At 62.4% G+C, this 19,342-nt stretch carries 18 protein-coding genes; 7 read left to right on the forward strand and 11 right to left on the reverse strand.

Features of this window, described 5'->3' with window-relative positions:
• Positions 1-67 precede the first annotated feature (67 nt).
• The 5 genes from prpF to GYA94_RS18870 form a co-directional block, all read right to left on the reverse strand.
• A complete protein-coding gene (prpF, locus tag GYA94_RS18850; RefSeq protein ID WP_161892873.1) occupies positions 68-1,258 on the reverse strand; it encodes a 2-methylaconitate cis-trans isomerase PrpF in 1,191 nt (396 codons plus the stop codon).
• Positions 1,259-1,422: 164 nt separating this feature from the next.
• Entirely contained in the window at positions 1,423-4,011 is a 2,589-nt protein-coding gene (gene acnD / locus GYA94_RS18855) for a Fe/S-dependent 2-methylisocitrate dehydratase AcnD (protein WP_161892874.1), read from the reverse strand.
• Positions 4,012-4,135: 124 nt separating this feature from the next.
• On the reverse strand, positions 4,136-5,263 hold the full coding sequence (gene prpC, locus GYA94_RS18860) for a bifunctional 2-methylcitrate synthase/citrate synthase (protein ID WP_161892875.1): 1,128 nt from the start codon (positions 5,261-5,263) through the stop codon (positions 4,136-4,138).
• Between the two features lie 115 nt (positions 5,264-5,378).
• The gene (gene prpB / locus GYA94_RS18865) at positions 5,379-6,269 is read right to left on the reverse strand and encodes a methylisocitrate lyase (protein ID WP_029884943.1); all 891 of its coding nucleotides are present in this window, start codon (positions 6,267-6,269) and stop codon (positions 5,379-5,381) included.
• Complete coding sequence (locus GYA94_RS18870; protein WP_009683857.1) at positions 6,266-6,982, reverse strand: GntR family transcriptional regulator; 717 nt, start codon at positions 6,980-6,982, stop codon at positions 6,266-6,268. Before GYA94_RS18870 ends, prpB begins: the two co-directional genes overlap by 4 nt.
• Before the next feature lie 307 nt (positions 6,983-7,289).
• Between GYA94_RS18870 and rloA the strand changes: the two genes are divergently transcribed.
• From rloA to GYA94_RS18895, 5 genes are all read left to right on the forward strand, one after another.
• Positions 7,290-7,826, forward strand: coding sequence for a retropepsin-like aspartic peptidase RloA (rloA, locus tag GYA94_RS18875; protein WP_029884944.1), 537 nt, complete (start codon positions 7,290-7,292; stop codon positions 7,824-7,826).
• Between the two features lie 5 nt (positions 7,827-7,831).
• A complete protein-coding gene (rloB, locus tag GYA94_RS18880; RefSeq protein ID WP_029884945.1) occupies positions 7,832-9,367 on the forward strand; it encodes an osmotic stress tolerance membrane protein RloB in 1,536 nt (511 codons plus the stop codon).
• Positions 9,367-10,347: an alpha-L-glutamate ligase-like protein gene (locus tag GYA94_RS18885; RefSeq protein WP_009683854.1), complete on the forward strand. Its 981-nt coding sequence runs from the start codon at positions 9,367-9,369 to the stop codon at positions 10,345-10,347. The genes rloB and GYA94_RS18885 overlap by 1 nt, the downstream gene beginning before the upstream one ends.
• Positions 10,348-10,506: 159 nt before the next feature.
• A complete protein-coding gene (gene pabB, locus GYA94_RS18890; protein ID WP_161892876.1) occupies positions 10,507-11,850 on the forward strand; it encodes an aminodeoxychorismate synthase component I in 1,344 nt (447 codons plus the stop codon).
• 86 nt (positions 11,851-11,936) lie between these two features.
• Positions 11,937-12,671 (forward strand): phosphoadenylyl-sulfate reductase, encoded by a 735-nt coding sequence (locus GYA94_RS18895; RefSeq protein ID WP_009683852.1) that lies wholly within the window; start codon positions 11,937-11,939, stop codon positions 12,669-12,671.
• Positions 12,672-12,723: 52 nt separating this feature from the next.
• On the opposite strand, the gene cysB is transcribed toward GYA94_RS18895, so the two are convergent.
• From cysB to GYA94_RS18910, 3 genes are all read right to left on the reverse strand, one after another.
• Positions 12,724-13,698 carry an HTH-type transcriptional regulator CysB gene (gene cysB / locus GYA94_RS18900; RefSeq protein ID WP_009683851.1) on the reverse strand — a complete coding sequence of 325 codons (975 nt, stop codon included), beginning with the start codon at positions 13,696-13,698 and terminating at the stop codon, positions 12,724-12,726.
• A gap of 127 nt (positions 13,699-13,825) precedes the next feature.
• The gene (locus GYA94_RS18905) at positions 13,826-14,323 is read right to left on the reverse strand and encodes a universal stress protein (protein WP_009683850.1); all 498 of its coding nucleotides are present in this window, start codon (positions 14,321-14,323) and stop codon (positions 13,826-13,828) included.
• Between the two features lie 127 nt (positions 14,324-14,450).
• On the reverse strand, positions 14,451-15,398 hold the full coding sequence (locus GYA94_RS18910) for a putative 2-dehydropantoate 2-reductase (RefSeq protein ID WP_110679596.1): 948 nt from the start codon (positions 15,396-15,398) through the stop codon (positions 14,451-14,453).
• A 232-nt stretch (positions 15,399-15,630) separates the two neighbouring features.
• Here GYA94_RS18910 and GYA94_RS18915 point away from each other — a divergent pair, with 232 nt between their 5' ends.
• The gene (locus GYA94_RS18915; RefSeq protein ID WP_009683848.1) at positions 15,631-16,707 is read left to right on the forward strand and encodes a 3-deoxy-7-phosphoheptulonate synthase; all 1,077 of its coding nucleotides are present in this window, start codon (positions 15,631-15,633) and stop codon (positions 16,705-16,707) included.
• A gap of 49 nt (positions 16,708-16,756) precedes the next feature.
• Here GYA94_RS18915 and GYA94_RS18920 read toward each other — a convergent pair whose 3' ends face one another.
• Complete coding sequence (locus GYA94_RS18920; RefSeq protein WP_009683847.1) at positions 16,757-17,038, reverse strand: GNAT family N-acetyltransferase; 282 nt, start codon at positions 17,036-17,038, stop codon at positions 16,757-16,759.
• 508 nt (positions 17,039-17,546) lie between these two features.
• Here GYA94_RS18920 and oprI point away from each other — a divergent pair.
• Positions 17,547-17,798 carry an outer membrane lipoprotei OprI gene (gene oprI / locus GYA94_RS18925; RefSeq protein WP_003259780.1) on the forward strand — a complete coding sequence of 84 codons (252 nt, stop codon included), beginning with the start codon at positions 17,547-17,549 and terminating at the stop codon, positions 17,796-17,798.
• Positions 17,799-17,927: 129 nt separating this feature from the next.
• Here the strand turns inward: oprI and GYA94_RS18930 are convergent, their stop codons facing one another.
• Together GYA94_RS18930 and GYA94_RS18935 are read right to left on the reverse strand one after the other, a co-directional pair.
• Positions 17,928-18,905, reverse strand: a complete 978-nt coding sequence (locus tag GYA94_RS18930; protein WP_009683846.1) for a L,D-transpeptidase family protein — start codon at positions 18,903-18,905, stop codon at positions 17,928-17,930.
• Between the two features lie 113 nt (positions 18,906-19,018).
• Complete coding sequence (locus GYA94_RS18935; protein ID WP_009683845.1) at positions 19,019-19,309, reverse strand: hypothetical protein; 291 nt, start codon at positions 19,307-19,309, stop codon at positions 19,019-19,021.
• Between the last annotated feature and the right edge of the window lie 33 nt (positions 19,310-19,342).

Genomic DNA, 19,342 nt, shown 5'->3' on the forward strand with positions numbered 1-19,342 from the left:
GTGGGAGCTGGCTTGCCAGCGATAGGCCGCGCAGCGGCCCCGCTTGAGGCCGAGCGCCAGGGGTGGGTTAGAAGCTGTCGCCAGGCACGCGAACCCAGCCCTCCATCAGCACGCGAGCACTGCGGCTCATGATTGCCTTGGTCACTGTCCACTCGCCTTTTACCTGGCGGGCTTCGGCGCCGACCCGCAGCGTGCCCGAGGGATGGCCGAAACGCACGGCGCTGCGCTCGCCCCCGCCCGCCGCCAGGTTGACCAGCGTACCGGGAATGGCCGCCGCCGTACCGATCGCCACCGCCGCGGTGCCCATCATGGCATGGTGCAGTTTGCCCATCGACAAGGCACGTACCAACAGGTCGATCTCGCTTGCCATTACCGCCTTGCCACTGGACGCCGTGTAGGTGCTGGGTGGTGCGACGAAGGCCACTTTCGGTGTGTGCTGACGCCCGGCAGCCTGGTCGACATGGTCGATCAGGCCCATACGCACGGCGCCATGGGCACGGATGGCCTCGAAGCGCAGCAGCGCTTGCGGGTCACCGTTTATGGCGTCCTGCAGCTCCGTGCCGGTGTAGCCGATATCGGCAGCATTGATGAAAATGGTCGGGATGCCGGCATTGATCAAGGTGGCCTTGAAGGTGCCGACACCCGGCACCTCAAGGTCGTCGACCAGGTTGCCGGTCGGGAACATGGCACCGCCGGCACCGTCCTCGTCCGCAGCCGGGTCAAGGAACTCCAACTGCACTTCCGCTGCCGGGAACGTTACCCCATCCAGCTCGAAGTCTCCGGTTTCCTGCACCTCGCCTTCAGTGACCGGCACGTGGGCAATGATGGTCTTGCCGATGTTCGCCTGCCAGATACGCACGGTGGCCACGCCGTTGCGTGGAATGCGCGCGCTGTCGACCAGGCCGCTACTGATGGCGAACGACCCGACCGCAGCAGAGAGGTTGCCGCAGTTGCCGCTCCAGTCGACAAAGGCCTTGTCGATGCTGACCTGCCCGAACAGGTAATCGACATCATGGCCCGGCTTGATGCTGGGCGACAGGATGACGGTCTTGCTGGTGCTGGAGGTCGCGCCGCCCATGCCGTCGATCTGCTTGCCGTAAGGGTCGGGGCTGCCGATGACCCGCAGCAATAGCGCGTCGCGGGCAGGGCCAGGGACCTGCGCCGGCTCGGGCAGGTCTTGCAGGCGGAAGAACACGCCTTTGCTGGTGCCACCACGGATGTAGGTGGCGGGTATTCTTGTTTGCGGTACGTGAGCCATTGCTTTGCTGTCCTGTCTGATGGGCATGAGACCCTCGGGATTGCTTTGCAGCCCATCGCCGGCAAGCCAGCTCCCACAGGGACCGTGCTGCCATCGAGATTGCGCGACTCCTGTGGGCGCTGGCTCGCCGGCGATGGGCCGCAACGCGGCCCCTGCTCTTGGGGTTAGGCGGTAGCTTCGAGGAAGTCCTGGGCGAAGCGCTGCAGCACCCCGCCCGCTTCGTAGATCGACACTTCCTCGGCCGTATCCAGGCGGCAGGTCACCGGCACATCGATGCGCTCGCCATTGGCCCGGGTGACCACCAGGGTCAGGGTAGCGCGCGGCGTACGCGCACCCAGCACGTCATAGGTTTCGCTACCGTCCAGCCCCAAGGTCTTGCGGTCGGTGCCGGGTTTGAACTCCAGCGGCAGCACGCCCATGCCTACCAGGTTGGTGCGGTGAATGCGCTCGAAACCTTCTGCGACAATGGCCTCGACACCGGCCAGGCGCACGCCCTTGGCCGCCCAGTCACGCGATGAGCCCTGGCCGTAGTCGGCACCGGCCACGATAATCAGCGGCTGCTTGCGCTGCATGTAGGTCTCGATCGCCTCCCACATGCGGGTCACCCTGCCTTCCGGTTCGATTCGCGCCAGCGAGCCTTGCTTCACGCTGCCGTCTGCGTTGCGCACCATCTCGTTGAACAGCTTGGGGTTGGCAAAGGTCGCGCGCTGGGCGGTCAGGTGGTCACCGCGGTGGGTCGCATAAGAGTTGAAGTCTTCTTCTGGTAGGCCCATTTTCGCCAGGTACTCGCCCGCAGCACTGTCGAGCATGATCGCGTTGGATGGCGACAGGTGGTCGGTGGTGATGTTGTCCGGCAGCACCGCCAGTGGGCGCATGCCACGCAGGGTACGCTCACCGGCCAAGGCGCCTTCCCAGTACGGCGGCCGGCGAATATAGGTGCTCATTGGCCGCCATTCATACAACGGTGCCACTTTCGGCCCGCGGTCTTCCTCGATGGCGAACATCGGGATGTACACCTTGCGGAACTGCTCCGGCTTGACCGCCGCACGCACCACGGCGTCGATCTCTTCGTCACTGGGCCAGATGTCCTTGAGGCGGATTTCCTGGCCATCGACCACGCCCAGCACGTCCTTCTCGATGTCGAAGCGAATGGTGCCCGCAATCGCATAGGCGACCACCAAGGGTGGCGAGGCCAGGAAGGCTTGCTTGGCATACGGGTGGATACGCCCGTCGAAGTTGCGGTTGCCCGACAGCACGGCGGTGGCGTACAGGTCACGGTCGATGATTTCCTGCTGGATCACCGGGTCGAGGGCACCAGACATGCCGTTGCAGGTCGTACAGGCGAAGGCGACGATGCCAAAGCCCAGTTGCTCCAGTTCTTTCTCCAGGCCAGCCTCTTCCAGGTACAGCTGCACCGCCTTGGAGCCCGGGGCCAGCGATGACTTGACCCACGGCTTGCGGGTGAGGCCCAGCCTGTTGGCGTTGCGCGCAATCAGGCCAGCGGCGATCACGTTGCGCGGGTTGCTGGTGTTGGTACAGCTGGTGATGGCGGCAATGATCACCGCACCATCAGGCATCTGCCCTGGCACTTGCTGCCAGCTGCCGGCAATGCCTTTGGCCGCCAGCTCGCTGGTGGCCACGCGGGCATGCGGGTTGGACGGGCCCGCCATGTTGCGTACCACGCTCGACAAGTCGAAGCTCAGGGTACGCTCGTATACCGCGCCGGCCAGGCTGTCGGCCCAGAGGCCGGCGACCTTGGCATAGGTTTCCACCCGTTTGACCTGCTGTTCTTCACGGCCGGTCAGGCGCAGGTAATCGATGGTCTGCTGGTCGATGGCGAACATGGCCGCCGTGGCGCCGTACTCCGGGGCCATGTTGGAGATGGTCGCGCGGTCCCCCAGGGTCAGGGCGCGCGCACCTTCACCGTGGAACTCCAGGTAGGCGCCGACCACTTTCTGCTTGCGCAGGAACTCGGTCAGGGCCAGCACCAGGTCGGTGGCGGTGAGGTTCGGCGCCAGCTTGCCGGTCAACTCGACACCGACGATTTCCGGCAGGCGCATCCACGATGCTCGGCCAAGCATCACGTTTTCCGCTTCCAGGCCACCCACGCCAATGGCGATCACGCCCAAGGCATCGACGTGCGGGGTGTGGCTGTCAGTGCCCACGCAGGTATCCGGGTAGGCGATGCCATGGTCGCAGTGCACCACCGGCGACATCTTCTCCAGGTTGATCTGGTGCATGATGCCATTACCCGGCTGGATCACGTCGACATTCTTGAACGCTTTCTTGGTCCAGTTGATGAAGTGGAAGCGGTCCTCGTTACGTCGGTCTTCGATGGCGCGGTTCTTGTCGAACGCTTGCGGGTCATAGCCGCCGCACTCGACAGCCAGCGAGTGGTCGACGATCAGTTGTACCGGCACCACCGGGTTGACCTGGGCCGGGTCGCCGCCCTTGTCGGCGATGGCGTCACGCAGGCCGGCGAGGTCGACCAGCGCGGTCTGGCCGAGGATGTCATGGCACACCACGCGCGCCGGGAACCACGGGAAATCGAGGTCGCGCTTGCGCTCGATCAGTTGGCTCAGCGAGGCGTCGAGGGTGGCCGGGTCGCAGCGACGCACCAGGTTTTCGGCGAGAACGCGCGAGGTGTACGGCAGGCCGTCGTAGGCGCCGGGCTTGATCGCCTCGACGGCCGCGCGCGCATCGAAGTAGTCCAGGTCGGTGCCTGGCAGAGGCTTGCGGTATGCAGTATTCATATCGTTATCAGGCTCGGTCACGGTACTCGGTATACAGATCTGGCCAATGGGGGCGCTGCGCAGTCCCTGTGGGAGCGGCCTTGTGTCGCGATTGGGCTGCGCAGCAGCCTTGGCGATCCATGCCTCAGCGCTGCTCGATCGGCACGAACTGGCGCTGCTCGACGCCGACATACTCGGCGCTCGGGCGGATGATGCGGTTGTTGGCGCGCTGCTCGAACACGTGCGCCGCCCAGCCAGTCAGGCGCGAACAGACGAAGATCGGGGTGAACAGCTTGGTCGGAATACCCATGAAGTGGTAAGCCGAGGCATGGTAGAAGTCGGCATTGGGGAACAGGCGTTTCTGCTCCCACATGGTCTTGTCGATGGCTTCGGAAACCGGGTACAGCACCTTGTCGCCCACCTCATCGGCCAATTGCTTCGACCAACCCTTGATCACCTCGTTGCGCGGGTCGGACTCTTTGTAGATGGCATGCCCGAAGCCCATGATCTTGTCTTTGCGCTCGAGCATGCGCAGCAGCTCGGCAGTGGCTTCCTGCGGGCTCTGGAAGCGCTCTATCAGCTCCATGGCAGCCTCGTTGGCCCCCCCGTGCAGCGGGCCGCGCAGCGTGCCGATGGCTGCGGTAACGCAGGAATACAGGTCGGACAGCGTCGAAGCGCACACCCGGGCCGTGAAGGTCGAGGCGTTGAACTCGTGCTCGGCGTAGAGGATCAGCGACACGTTCATGACCTTGACGTGCAGCTCGCTGGGCTTCTTGCCGTGCAGCAGGTGCAGGAAGTGGCCGCCCAGGGTGTCTTCGTCGCTGCTGCAGTCGATGCGCACGCCATGGTGGGTGAAGCGGTACCAGTAGCACATCACCGCCGGGAACAGGGCCAACAGCCGGTCGGTCTTGTCGCGCTGGGCTTCGAAGGTGAGCTCGGGCTCGAGGGTACCGAGCACCGAACAACCGGTGCGCATCACGTCCATGGGGTGGGCGTCGCGGGGAATGCGCTCGAGCACTTCCTTGAGTGCCGGTGGCAGGTCACGCATGCCCTTGAGCTTGTGCTTGTAGTCGGCCAGTTCAGCCTGGGAGGGCAGCTCGCCGTACAGCAGCAGGCAGGCGACCTCTTCGAATTCGGCACCAGCGGCCAGGTCACGCACATCGTAACCGCGGTAGGTCAGACCGGCACCGGCCTGGCCCACGGTGGAAAGCGCAGTCTGGCCGGCCACCTGGCCGCGCAGGCCTGCGCCACTGAGTACTTTTGCTTCGGCCATGGTGTTTCTCCTTTCTTGAACTTGTTATGGAAATCTGGCTGGCTAATCGGGCTTGCCTGTACCCGCCCTTTCGCGGGCAACCCCGCTGCCATGCGGGGCTGGTGTTGTCACTGGCTCAGCCCTTCTTCTGGGCAAACAACGCATCGAGGCTCTGCTCGAAGGCGTGGTAGCCAATGGCATCGTAAAGCTCCATGCGCGTCTGCATGGTGTCGATCACGTTCTTCTGCGTGCCGTCGCGGCGCAGCGCGGTGTACACATTCTCGGCTGCCTTGTTCATGGCGCGGAACGCCGACAGCGGGTACAGCACCAGCGAAACATCGACCGCAGCCAGCTCTTCGGTGGTGTACAGCGGAGTGGCGCCAAACTCGGTGATGTTGGCCAGAATCGGTGCCTTCACCCGGTCAGCGAAGGTCTTGTACATCTGCAGCTCGGTGATCGCTTCCGGGAAGATCATGTCGGCACCCGCCTCGATGCACGCTGCGGCACGGTCCAGGGCAGCGTTCAAGCCTTCGACGGCCAAGGCGTCGGTACGCGCCATGATCACGAAGCTGTCGTCGCTGCGGGCGTCGACGGCTGCCTTGATACGGTCGACCATTTCCTGCTGGCTGACGATTTCCTTGTTCGGCCGGTGGCCGCAACGCTTGGCCCCGACCTGATCCTCGATATGGATCGCCGCCGCACCGAACTTGCTCATCGAGCGCACGGTGCGCGCCACGTTGAAAGCCGAGGCACCGAAGCCTGTATCGACATCCACCAGCAGCGGCAGGTCGCACACATCGGTGATACGGCGCACGTCGGTGAGCACATCGTCCAGGCCAGTGATGCCCAGGTCCGGCAGGCCCAGGGAACCTGCTGCCACGCCGCCACCGGACAGGTAGATGGCCTTGAAACCGGCGCGCTTGGCCAGCAAGGCATGGTTGGCATTGATGGCGCCAACCACCTGCAGCGGGTGTTCAGCGGCGACGGCATCGCGAAAACGCTGACCGGGTGTGCTGTTCACAGTCATTTCTCACCTCGTGGGTTATTGTTGTGGGCGTCCAGATAGTGACGCTCGATATTGCGCTTGGACGCACCGATGTGACGGCGCATCAGAAGTTCGGCCAGTTCGCCGTCACGTTCGGCGATGGCATCGAGAATGCGATGGTGTTCGGCAAAGGCCTGGCGTGGCCGGTTGGGCGTGGCCGAGAACTGGATACGGTACATGCGCACCAGCTGGTACAGCTCGCCACACAGCATCTTGACCAACGTCTGGTTACCGCTGCCCTGGATGATGCGGTAATGGAAGTCGTAGTCACCCTCCTGCTGGTAGTAACCCAGGCCAGCCTGGAACGCGGCATCCCGCTCATGGGTATCGAGCACCCGGCGCAGCTCGTCGATATCGGCCTGGCTCATGCGTTCAGCGGCCAGGCGGCAGGCCATGCCTTCCAGGGACTCACGAATCTCGTACAGCTCGATCAGTTCGGCATGGTTGAGCGATACCACCCGTGCGCCTACATGGGGCACCCGCACCAGCAGGCGCTGGCCTTCCAGGCGGTGGATGGCCTCGCGCAGCGGCCCGCGGCTGATGCCATAGGTGCGTGCCAGCTCTGGCTCGGAGATCTTGCTGCCAGGGGCAATTTCCCCTTTGACGATGGCCGCCTGAATACGCCGGAAGACGTTTTCCGACAAGGTTTCCGATTCGTCTGCCAGCATCGGGCCAGGGGTGGAAAGGTCTTGCATATTGTCGACACCTTGGGAAATCTCTTCGCCAGAAGTTAACCAGCGAAGCCAATCAAGTCAAAGACAAATTCAATATTGTCGACAATCGTCTAAGAACGAACTTAGGCAAGCCAAGCGCTGTCAGATCGCGCACCGCTGGCGTCAATACGTCGTCGTGATAGAATGCCGCGCCTCCGATGGGGTATGGATAGCCTGTCTGTCATGCAGTCATGCTTGTTGACAGATGAACGAGGAAGCTTGCGCAGTAGTTGCCAGTCACCTTGACCTGAACCTTGCCTAGAACCTTGCACTGCATCGCGCCAGGATTATGAGACTCACACCCGTTTTATTGCTGCTTTGCCTCACCCTGCTGCCGGCCATTGGCCAGGCGGCCGGCAAGACCGTGTACGGTCTCAATGAATACGCACGCCTGGGCGACCTGGACCTGGAAGTGGCGGCCAAACTCGACACCGGCGCCAAAACTGCCTCGCTCAGCGCCCGCGACATCAAGCGCTTCAAGCGCAACGGCGAAAGCTGGGTGCGCTTCTACCTGGCCATCGATGCCGCCCACTCGCACCCGATCGAACGGCCCCTGGCCCGCGTCAGCAAAATCAAGCGCCGAGCGGGCGACTATGATGCTGAATCGGGCAAGGCCTACACCGCCCGCCCGGTCATCGAACTCGAAATCTGCATGGGCCAGGCCTTGCGCACCATCGAAGTCAACCTCACCGACCGCAGCGCCTTCCAGTTCCCGCTGCTGATCGGCTCCGAGGCGCTCAAGCACTTCGACGCGCTGGTCGACCCAAGCCTTAAATACGCGGCCGGCAAACCTGCCTGTGCCACCGACGCTCCCAAAGCAGAGTAATCCCGATGCGCTCTCTTACCCTCCATCTGAAAGTCCTGATCACCGTACTGGTGTTGTTGGGCGTGGCAGTCACGGCTTATCAGATCTTCTTCCTTGGCATCCCGGTGACCGAGGATGAAACCGACGACCTGTGGAACATCGACGCCAAGGTCGAGTTCGTGGCCAGCACCAAGGACCCGGTCAAGGTGCAGATGTTCGTGCCGCCACTGAACCGCGACTACGTCAGCCTCAACGAGAGCTTCATCTCCAACAACTACGGGGTGAGCGTCAACCGTGCCGATGGCAACCGCAAGGTCACCTGGTCGGCCCGTCGCGCCAGCGGCAACCAGACGCTGTACTACCGCCTGGTGCTGACCAAGCGCTACAGCAACGAAAAAACCGCGGTAAAAGGCCCGACCTTCCGTGACAGCCTGGCCATCGACGGCCCCGAAAAAATCGCCGCCGAGGCGCTGATGGCGCCTATCCGCCAGCATTCGGCCGACGTCGAGACGTTCGTCAGCGAAACCATCAAGCGGGTCAACAACCTCAACGATGACAACGTCAAACTGCTGCTGGCCGGCGATACCTCACCGATGAAAAAGGCCCAGGTGATCGACCTGCTGCTGTCGATTGCCCACGTACCGATGGAAAAGGTGCACACCATCCGCCTGGTGGCCGACACCCCGCAAACCCCCGAGCTGTGGCTGCGCAGCTACAACGGCAACGACTGGCTGTACTTTAACCCGGACACGGGCGAACAGGGCCTGCCCAGCGACCGACTGCTGTGGTGGACCGGTGACGACAACCTGATTACCGTCGATGGCGGCAAGAAGGCCAACGTCACGTTCAGCATGAACAACAGTGAAATGAACGCCATTCGCCTGGCCAAGCTGACTGACGAGAACACCGACGCCGACTTCCTCGAATATTCGCTGTACGGCCTGCCCCTGCAAACCCAGCAGACCTTCATGATCATGGTCATGATCCCGATTGGTGTGCTGGTGATCCTGGTGCTGCGCAACCTCATCGGTATCCAGACCCTGGGTACCTTCACCCCGGTGCTGATCGCCCTGGCCTTCCGCGAAACCCAGCTGGGCTTCGGTATCGTGTTGTTCACGGTCATCACGGCACTGGGCCTGTCACTGCGTTCGTACCTGGAACACCTGAAGCTGCAGATGCTGCCGCGCCTGTCCGTGGTGCTGACCTTCGTCGTGGTGCTGATTGCGGCGATCAGCCTGTTCAGCCACAAGCTGGGCCTTGAACGCGGGCTGTCGGTAGCCCTGTTCCCGATGGTGATCCTGACCATGACCATCGAACGCCTGTCGATCACCTGGGAAGAGCGTGGCGGCGGCCATGCCATGAAAGTGGCCATCGGCACCCTGTTTGCCGCATCGCTGGCACACCTGCTGATGATGGTGCCAGAGCTGGTGTACTTCGTGTTCACCTTCCCGGCCGTGCTGCTGATCCTGGTCGGCTTCATGCTGGCGATGGGCCGTTATCGCGGCTACCGTCTGACCGAGCTGATGCGCTTCAAGGCATTCGTGAAAAAGGCAGACGTGTGATGTTTGGCCTGATCAAGACGTGGAAAGCCCTGGAGGCCCGGGGCATCATGGGCATCAACCGGCGTAACGCAGACTATGTGCTGAAGTACAACAAACGCAGCCTGTACCCGATTGTCGACGACAAGATCATCACCAAGGAGCGCGCCCTCGCGGCCGGTATCCACGTGCCGGAAATGTACGGTGTCATCGAGACCGAGAAGCAGATCGACAAGCTTCACGAGATCATTGGCGGCCGCAACGACTTCGTCATCAAGCCGGCCCAAGGTGCCGGCGGTGACGGCATCCTGGTGATCGCCGACCGCTTCGAGGACCGCTACCGCACCGTTTCCGGCAAGATCATGAGCCACGAGGAAATCGAGCACCAGGTCTCGAGCATCCTCACCGGCCTGTACTCGCTGGGCGGGCACCGTGACCGGGCGCTGATCGAATACCGGGTCACACCTGACCAGATCTTCAAGAGCATCAGCTATGAAGGCGTGCCCGACATCCGCATCATCGTGCTGATGGGCTACCCGGTCATGGCCATGCTGCGCCTGCCCACCCGGCAGTCCGGCGGCAAGGCCAACCTGCACCAGGGCGCCATCGGCGTAGGCGTCGACCTGGCTACCGGCGTGACCCTGCGCGGCACCTGGCTGAACAACATCATCAGCAAGCACCCGGACACCACCAACGCGGTGGACGGCGTGCAACTGCCGAACTGGGACGGCTTCATGAAGCTGGCCGCCGGGTGCTACGAGCTGTGCGGGCTGGGCTATATCGGCGTGGACATGGTCCTGGACCAGGACAAAGGCCCGCTGATTCTGGAGCTCAACGCCCGCCCAGGGCTGAACATCCAGATCGCCAACGACTGCGGGCTGACCCAGCGCACCCATGCCATCGAAGCGCACATCGAAGCGCTGGCCAAGGACGGCCTGACGGAGGACGTCGAGCAGCGGGTGAAGGTGTCGCAGGGCTTGTTCGGGCACGTACACCCGGGCTGAGATCGCCGGGGCGGCTGCCACATCTCCTGGGGCAGCCGCCTTGCGTCGCGACCAGCCCCAGGCGCCAAACACAGGGTTGAATGTCGCGCCCAGTGCTAGGCGCTGCTCCCGCACAGGTCTACAATCGCCCTCCTCGCTTTTACATCGCCGTCCATACTGATGCCGACCTGTACGCTCCACCCCCTGCCCTACCAACCCGACCCAGCCGCCTATTTCGCCCGCCTGCGCCAGGCGCCCGGCGCCATCCTGCTCGACAGCGCCCGCCCTGGTGCCGAGCGCGGGCGCTTCGATCTGCTCAGTGCCTGGCCGCTGCAACAACTGCAAGCCGAACCCGCAGAGGATGGCCGCGCCTTTCTCGCCCGCCTGCGCGAGGGCCTGGCGCGCCTGGGCAGCGCCGATTTGCCCAGCGGCGTAGAACTGCCTTTCGCCGGCGGCCTGATCGGCTACCTGAGCTATGACTTCGGCCGCCGCCTTGAACACCTGCCAAGCAACGCCGTGGATGACCTCGGCCTGCCCGACGCGCAACTGGGCCTGTATGCCTGGGCGCTGGTCAGCGACCACCAGTGCGGCACCAGCCAGCTGGTGTTTCACCCAAGCCTGGCGCAACGCGAGCGCGAACGCCTGATCAGCTTCTTCGCCGGCAGCGAGCACACGCCCGATGGCGACTTTCAACTGCTCGCCCCCATGGCCGGCGACTTGCAGCCTGCGCAGTACCAGGCCGCCTTCGACCAGGTGCAGCGCTATATCCAGGCCGGTGACTGCTACCAGATCAACCTCACCCAGCGCTTTCGCGCGCCGTGCAAGGGCGACCCGTGGCAGGCCTACAAGGCACTGCGCCAGGCCTGCCCGACGCCCTTTTCGGGCTATCAGCAGTTGGCCGACGGCAGCGCCCTGCTCAGCTTTTCACCCGAGCGCTTCATTCGCGTCAGCCAACGCCAGGTCGAGACCCGCCCGATCAAGGGCACGCGCCCACGCGCCAGCGACCCGGGCGAAGACCGGCGCAATGCCCAGGCGCTGTTGCACAGCCCCAAGGACCGCTCGGAAAACCTGATGATCGTCGACCTGCTGCGCAACGACCTGGGGCGTACCTGCGAGGTGGGCTCGGTGAAGGTGCCGGAGCTGTTCAGCCTGGAGAGCTACCCCAACGTGCACCACCTGGTCAGTAGCATTACCGGCCGCTTGGCCAGCGGCAAGGACGCCCTGGACCTGATCGCCGACAGTTTCCCTGGCGGCTCGATTACCGGCGCGCCGAAGATCCGCGCCATGCAGATCATCGACGAGCTGGAGCCCACGCGGCGGGCACTGTACTGCGGCTCCCTGCTGTATGTGGACGTGCGCGGCGAAATGGACAGCTCGATCGCCATTCGCAGCCTGCTGGTCAAGGATGGCCAGGTCAGTTGCTGGGGTGGCGGCGCAGTGGTGGCCGACTCCGAATGGCAGGCCGAGTACGAAGAGTCGATTGCCAAGGTGCGGGTATTGCTGCAGACACTGCAAGGCCTGTGAGCGCCAGCCCGTCCAGACCCTGTTTTTTTGTTACCATCACCCCCACTACGAGCGCACAGCGCCACAGCCAAGATGGAAACCGCCTGATGAGCCAACCCTTCGACGTCGCCGCCCTGGCCGCGACCTATGCCAACAAATCCCCGCAAGACATCCTCAAGCTTGCCTTCGAGCACTTCGGCGACGACCTGTGGGTTTCCTTCAGCGGCGCCGAGGACGTGGTGCTGGTCGACATGGCCTGGAAGCTTAACAAGCAGGTCAAGGTATTCAGCCTCGACACAGGCCGCCTGCACCCGGAAACGTACCGGTTCATCGACCAGGTGCGCGAGCAGTATGGCCTGCCGATCGAAATCCTCAGCCCGGACCGCGCCCAGCTTGACCCATTCGTCAAGGAAAAGGGCCTGTTCAGTTTCTACAAGGACGGCCATGGCGAGTGCTGCGGCATTCGCAAGATCGAGCCATTGCGGCGCAAGCTGGCAACCGTCAGCGCCTGGGCCACTGGCCAGCGCCGTGACCAGAGCCCTGGCACTCGCAGCCAGGTGGCAGCGCTGGAAATCGACAGCGCCTTCTCCACGCCCGAGCGCACGCTGTACAAGTTCAACCCGCTGGCGCAGATGAGCAGCGCAGAAGTGTGGGGTTATATCCGCATGCTGGAGCTGCCGTACAACAGCCTGCATGAACGTGGCTTCATCAGCATCGGCTGCGAGCCCTGCACGCGCCCGGTGCTGCCGAACCAGCATGAACGTGAAGGGCGTTGGTGGTGGGAAGAGTCCACCCAGAAGGAGTGCGGGTTGCACGCTGGCAACCTGATCAGCAAGGCTTGAACCCATAACGCCGCTGTAGAACCGGGGGCGCAAAGCCCCCGGTGTTCGCGTTTCAGTGCACGGGCAGCTCGACCCCTTCGAACAGCGCTTCGAGCTCCTGCTTGTTGTGGCACTGGATTGCCTTGGCCATCACTTCGCGGGTCAGGTGCGGCGCGAACTTCTCGATGAAGTCACACATGAAGCCGCGCAGGAAGGTGCCACGGCGGAAACCGATCTTGGTGATGCTGGCCTCGAACAGCTCGCTGGCATCGAGTGCCACCAGGTCGCTGTCGAGCTTGGCGTCCACTGCCATGCCGGCAACGATGCCCACGCCAAGCCCCAGGCGCACATAGGTCTTGATCACGTCGGCGTCGGCGGCAGTGAACACTACCTTCGGCGTAAGGCCGCGGTGGTTGAAGGCCTCATCCAGCTTGGAGCGCCCGGTGAAACCGAACACATAGGTCACGATCGGGTATTCGGCTACGGCCTCCAACGTCAGCTTGGGCAGCTTGGCCAGTGGGTGACCTTGCGGCACGACCACGCAACGGTTCCACTTGTAGCAAGGCATCATGACCAGGTCGCCGAACAGCTCCAGTGCCTCGGTGGCAATGGCAAAGTCGACCGTGCCGTCTGCGGCCATTTCGGCAATCTGCATCGGCGAGCCCTGGTGCATGTGCAGGGACACTTCCGGGTATTGCTTGATGAAGCTGCTGATCACCGGCGGCAACGCGTAGCGCGCCTGGGTATGGGTGGTGGCGATGGACAGCGTGCCCTTTTTCTCGTTGGAGAACTCCTGGGCGATCTGCTTGATGCTCTCGACCTTGCGCAGGATTTCGCCCGCGGTATTGATGATGCGCTCACCGGCCGGGGTAACGCGGGTCAGGTGTTTGCCACTGCGCGCGAATACTTCAACACCCAACTCGTCTTCCAGCAGGCGGATCTGCTTGCTGATACCCGGCTGGGAGGTATACAGGCTCTGCGCCGTCGCGGAGACATTGAGGTCATGATGCGCCACTTCCCAGATGTAGCGCAGTTGTTGAAGCTTCATAGATTTCCCTCGGTTCAGCGATGAGTCAGCGGCAGCAAGCAGCGACGATATATAACTATATTAGTGGTTCCGGAAATAAATCTAGAACAATTTTGTTACATGCTGAGGATATGCCCTACAGCCGCGCTCACGTTTTCCTACGCCCCAAATGCTGCGCCAACGGCACCATGTAGACCGGGACCGGCGACAGTTGCAGCAGCCGCACCGCCGTGCGGCCGATTGGCACATCCACACCGGCACCGGCACTGTGGCTACCAAAAATCAGCAGGTCGACACTGAGCCGTTGCGCCTGATCCAGAATGACCTGCGCCGGATCGCCCTGGCGAACCCGTACGGCCTTGATGACGGCAAGGTCGGCCTCCTCGCCCAGCTCATCGCGAAAGTTCTCCAGCACGCGCTGCTCTATATTGGCCATTACCGTATTCACCCCTTGGCTGTGCAACTGGTCGAGCGTTTGCTCGTCGAGGTAGCTTTGCAGGAGAGATTCAGCGAACTGGCCCATGGGCTCGACCGCATGGATCACGTACAACTCAGCCCCGAATGTCCGCGCCAGCGCCAGCGCATGTTGCATGACAAACGGGGCATAGACACCGAGGTCGGTGGCGTACAGCATGGAGCGGATCATTCGACCTCCTGGACTGCCGCTGCGGCAGATCAAGCTTCAGCTTAGCAGCGCGGCAGAGGCACGCTTCGCCGTCCGGCGCGCTGCACGGGTGAGCTGTATCGGGCTGGGAATACCCCCCTCGAAACGCTCAGACCCGGCCTTGGTGCTGGTCGATGAACAACAGCGCCTGATACAGCATTTCCATGCGCGGCAAGCGGCAGCCAGCCGCCCGCGCCTGCGCCAGCGGCTCGGCATAAATGGCCTGCAACTCCAATGGGCGCTTGTGTGCATGGTCGTGGTACATGCTCGGCCAGTAATCAGGCATGCGCTCGGTGACCTGGAACAGGTGTTGGGCGTAGCCTTCCGGCAGCACATGGCCGCATGCTGCGGCACCCTGCACAACTTCTGCCATCAGCGCCAGGACCAGTTCACGGCTGGCGGCGTTGCCCATCAATGCAGTGGTGCTGGCACCCAGCAATACCGAGAGCCCGTTGTAAGGCACGTTCCACACCAGTTTCTGCCAGCGCGCCAGCGCCAGGTTCGGCATGGCGTGCGAGTCGATGCCCGCCGCCTGGAACAAGCTTGTGCCCTCACTGACAAGCGCCGTACCACCATCGCTGGCAGGCCCGCTGTGGTACCCCAGGTTCACGGTACCCAAGGCCTGATGCCGGATCACCCCTGGCCCCTGCCGGTTGACACAGATGAAGCACAGCCCGCCCAGCAGGTGCATGTCGCTGCGCAGTGCCGGGCGCAGCTGCTCCTCGACCCCCAGGCCGTTCTGCAACAGCACCACCTTGGCACCCGGTGCGGCAGCCTGCACGATCAACGGGGCCAGGTGGTCGTTGCTGGTCGCCTTGGCCCCGATCAACAACCAGTCACAGGGCGGCATATCGGCGGCCCTGGCATAGGCTTGCACCTTCAGTTGCAGGGTGCCGTGCTCGGCACTGTCCAGGCTCAGGCCATGCTCACATACCGCCGGGTACTCGCTACGCAGCAGAAAATGCACATCGAAACCGGCCTTGGCCAGCATCAACCCATAGAAGCCGCCAATGGCGCCACTGCCAATGATGCCAATACGTAGTGCGCGCGAATGCATGCCAATCTCCAGCTAACAGGTAGGCGTTCTTTTTACACCGGTTGGGCAACGCTGGGCAGGCCATTCGCGCTTCAACCCTTGGTACAGGTAAAAACCCCACAATGACTGGGCTCAGCCCATTGTCCCGCCCCTTGTAACGCGCTAAGGTTCGGCTCCCCGTTGCGATTATTCTTGCTGCTGGGCCGCACGGGGATTGTTGGCGGCCGGCACCCGTGACCTGACGAGTAACACGATGGCTGATTTACCGATCGATGACTTGAACGTTGCCTCCAACGAGACCCTGATCACCCCTGATCAGCTCAAGAAGGAAATCCCCCTCAGCGCCAAGGCCCTGCAGACCGTGACTGCCGGCCGTGAAGTGGTGCGCAATATTCTCGACGGCAAGGACCATCGCCTGTTCGTCGTGGTCGGCCCTTGCTCCATCCACGATATCAAGGCCGCTCACGAATATGCCGAGCGCCTGAAAGTACTGGCCGCAGAGGTGTCCGACACCCTGTACCTGGTCATGCGCGTGTACTTTGAAAAGCCGCGCACCACGGTCGGTTGGAAAGGCCTGATCAACGACCCGTACCTGGATGACTCGTTCAAGATCCAGGACGGCCTGCACATCGGCCGCAAGCTGCTGCTGGATTTGGCGGAAATGGGCCTGCCGACCGCGACCGAAGCGCTGGACCCTATCTCCCCGCAATACCTGCAGGACCTGATCAGTTGGTCGGCTATCGGCGCCCGTACCACCGAATCGCAAACCCACCGCGAGATGGCCTCGGGGCTGTCATCGGCGGTAGGTTTCAAGAACGGCACCGATGGCGGCCTGACCGTCGCCATTAACGCCTTGCAGTCGGTGTCCAAGCCACATCGCTTCCTGGGTATCAACCAGGAAGGCGGCGTGTCGATCGTCACCACCAAGGGCAACCCATACGGCCACGTGGTACTGCGCGGCGGTAATGGCAAACCCAACTACGATTCGGTCAGCGTTGCGCTGTGCGAGCAAGACCTTGCCAAGGCCAAGATCAAGGCAAACATCATGGTCGACTGCAGCCACGCCAACTCCAACAAGGACCCGGCCCTGCAACCACTGGTGATGGAGAACGTCGCCAACCAGATTCTCGAAGGCAATCAGTCGATCATCGGCCTGATGGTCGAAAGCCACCTGAACTGGGGCTGCCAGTCGATTCCGAAGAACCTGGAAGACCTGCAATACGGCGTGTCGGTTACCGATGCCTGTATCGACTGGTCGGCAACCGAAAAAACGCTGCGCAGCATGCGTGCCAAGCTGAAAGATGTATTGCCGCAGCGCAAGCGTGGCTGATTGACGCCCTATTGAGCGGGCTCACCATGGCCCGCTCTCATGGCCTGGCTCAGGCCTTGGTGGAGTGCCGCTGCTGGCGCTCCATGTAGCGCTCCACGTATGAGCACGACGGTATCACCGTGTAGCCCATCTGCTCGGCATAAGCCAGGGCCTGCTCGGTCAGCGCGGCAGCAATGCCACGGCCGCGCAGGGCGTTAGGCACGAAGGTGCGATAGATATCCAGCGTTTGCTTGCCCAGGTCCATGTACGTCAGGTAGGCACGATGACCGTCCACGGTGGTCTCGAACTGATGACCGGCCTGGTCATGGTGGATGGTCAACGATTCGCTCATCACTACTCCTCACAGGTCTTTCAGGTAGACCCTTCCCTTAACCGATGGTGGTTTAATCCGGCACAGAATGCTCTACGCCACCTGTTGCCCATACGACCACTGGACGATTGCAATCGTTCGAGTCTTCTGGCGCTCACAAGATAGTAGGCGCGGCATGCGGATTTACTCAAGGTTTCGACAGTTAAAAAGGGCCTGGCGCTACCCTCTTCACTTAATGCCGTTGACCCTGCAGCCGCCGGATGCTCTAGGCTTTAAGACGCCGAAAGACCGTGCAAGTCACCCTTAGTTCAACAAAAAAGTTCCTGTACTACACTTGCTTGCGAGCACGGCAGGTTGTTGATCACGCCCAGCTCGCACAGCGTGCCGGGGCCACGTCAAGCAACATTTTTTTTGCAGTTCTTGCGCTCAGTCAGTTTACTTACTACAAGTAATGAGTACTATGTACGCCGGCCAGTTTCTCTTTTCCGAGAGATGGCTATTTAATAGAAAGTCCTTGAAGGGGAACACGATGAACAACGTTCTGAAATTCTCTGCTCTGGCTCTGGCCGCAGTTCTGGCTACCGGTTGCAGCAGCGTCTCCAAAGAAACTGAAGCTCGTCTGACTGCGACTGAAGACGCAGCTGCTCGCGCTCAAGCCCGTGCCGATGAAGCCTACCGTAAGGCTGACGACGCACTGGCAGCCGCTCAGAAGGCTCAGCAGACCGCTGACGAAGCCAACGAGCGCGCTCTGCGTATGCTGGACAAAGCCAGCCGCAAGTAATAATCCTTACGGATTGTTAAGAAGCCGACCCACTTGTGGGTCGGCTTTTTTTTGCCTGCTCGTTGCCGCGCCTTCCAACTGTTACGAAAAGGCCCGCACAAAGGCGGGCCTCCCTGTATCGCCACTGCCTTACTGCAGTTCTGGGGGAATGCTGGAAACCACCGGTGCGCCTGCCTGGTTTTCGACCGGTACGGCAATTTCTACCGGCATGCCATCTTCTGCAGCCACCACATCACGCACCATGTCCCAGTTCATGCGCAGGTTGTTGGCCAGGTCTTCGCGCTTGAGCAAGGCATTGATGACAGCGGTATGCTTGTCGACTACCGACGGATTACCCTGGTCATCCAGCGGGGTGTGTGCCTCGAGGTACACCTTGCCGCCACTGATACCAAACTTGTAAGGCTCGTTGATGATGCGCACCGGCGTACCCACCGGCACCAGCTTGGACAGTTCCAACACGTTGTTGTTGAGCATGCGGAAGCAACCGTGGCTGGTGCGCATGCCGATACCGAACTTCTTGTTCGAACCGTGGATCAGGTAGCCCGGCACGCCCAAGGTGAACTTGAATGGCCCCAGTGGGTTGTCCGGGCCTGCCGGCACCACCGCAGGCAGGATATCGCCGTCTGCCGCGTGCTCTTTGCGGATGGATGCGGGCGGGGTCCAGGTCGGGTTCGGCGTCTTGGCGATGATCTTGGTGTTGGCGATCGGCGAACCCCAGCCTTCACGACCGATACCGAGCGGGAAGGTGTACACCACGTTTTGACCTTTCGGGTAGTAGTACAACCGGTACTCGGCCAGGTTGATGACCACGCCTTCGCGCGGGCCCGGTGGCAGGATGTAGCGGGTGGGCAGGATGATCTCGGTGCCGGCGCCCGGCAACCACGGGTCCACACCCGGGTTGGCAGCGATCATTTCCAGGTAGCCGAGGTCGTTGGCGGTGCCGATATCGGCGAAGGTGTCCTCGTACTTGGCCTTGATCACATGCACCTGGCCGACGATGTCTTCACCAGGAGGTGGCAGTGGCAGCTCCAGCGCAGCAGCGGGGCCTGCTACCAGCAGGGCGGCCAGGGACAGGCTACGGGTGACGGCAGGAAAGCGCGGCAACATCCGGTAAATCCTTCGAAAGGTGGGTCAAGAGAATCGATTGTACACCTGCACTGGTGCCAGCGGGAGGCATTGCTGAGCGGCAAGCGTTTCAGATGATGAAAGGTGCGAGTCGTTCAGCTGCCGTGCAGCTCAGGCCACACCGGACGCATGCCCCGCCGCTGGGCATCGAGGATGGCCCGGCACAGTTCGCACAGGCGGCCATCGCGATAGATCGAGCGCGGCACCCCCGACCAGCGCGGTTGCGCGGGCAGCAGCCCTCCGCACAAGGTACGGTCTACCGGCACACCCAACTCGAGCTGCCGTGCCACCAGGTGCACGCGGACCTCCTGGCAGGCAAACAGGTCAAGCTGCTCATCGGGCTCGATCAATTGGTAGGCGTACAGGGACCAGGCGGGGCGCGGCATCGGTGGCACTCGAAACGGGGGGCGCAACATTAG

Origin of the sequence: Pseudomonas juntendi (genome assembly GCF_009932375.1) — a bacterium.
Classification (GTDB): domain Bacteria; phylum Pseudomonadota; class Gammaproteobacteria; order Pseudomonadales; family Pseudomonadaceae; genus Aquipseudomonas; species Aquipseudomonas juntendi.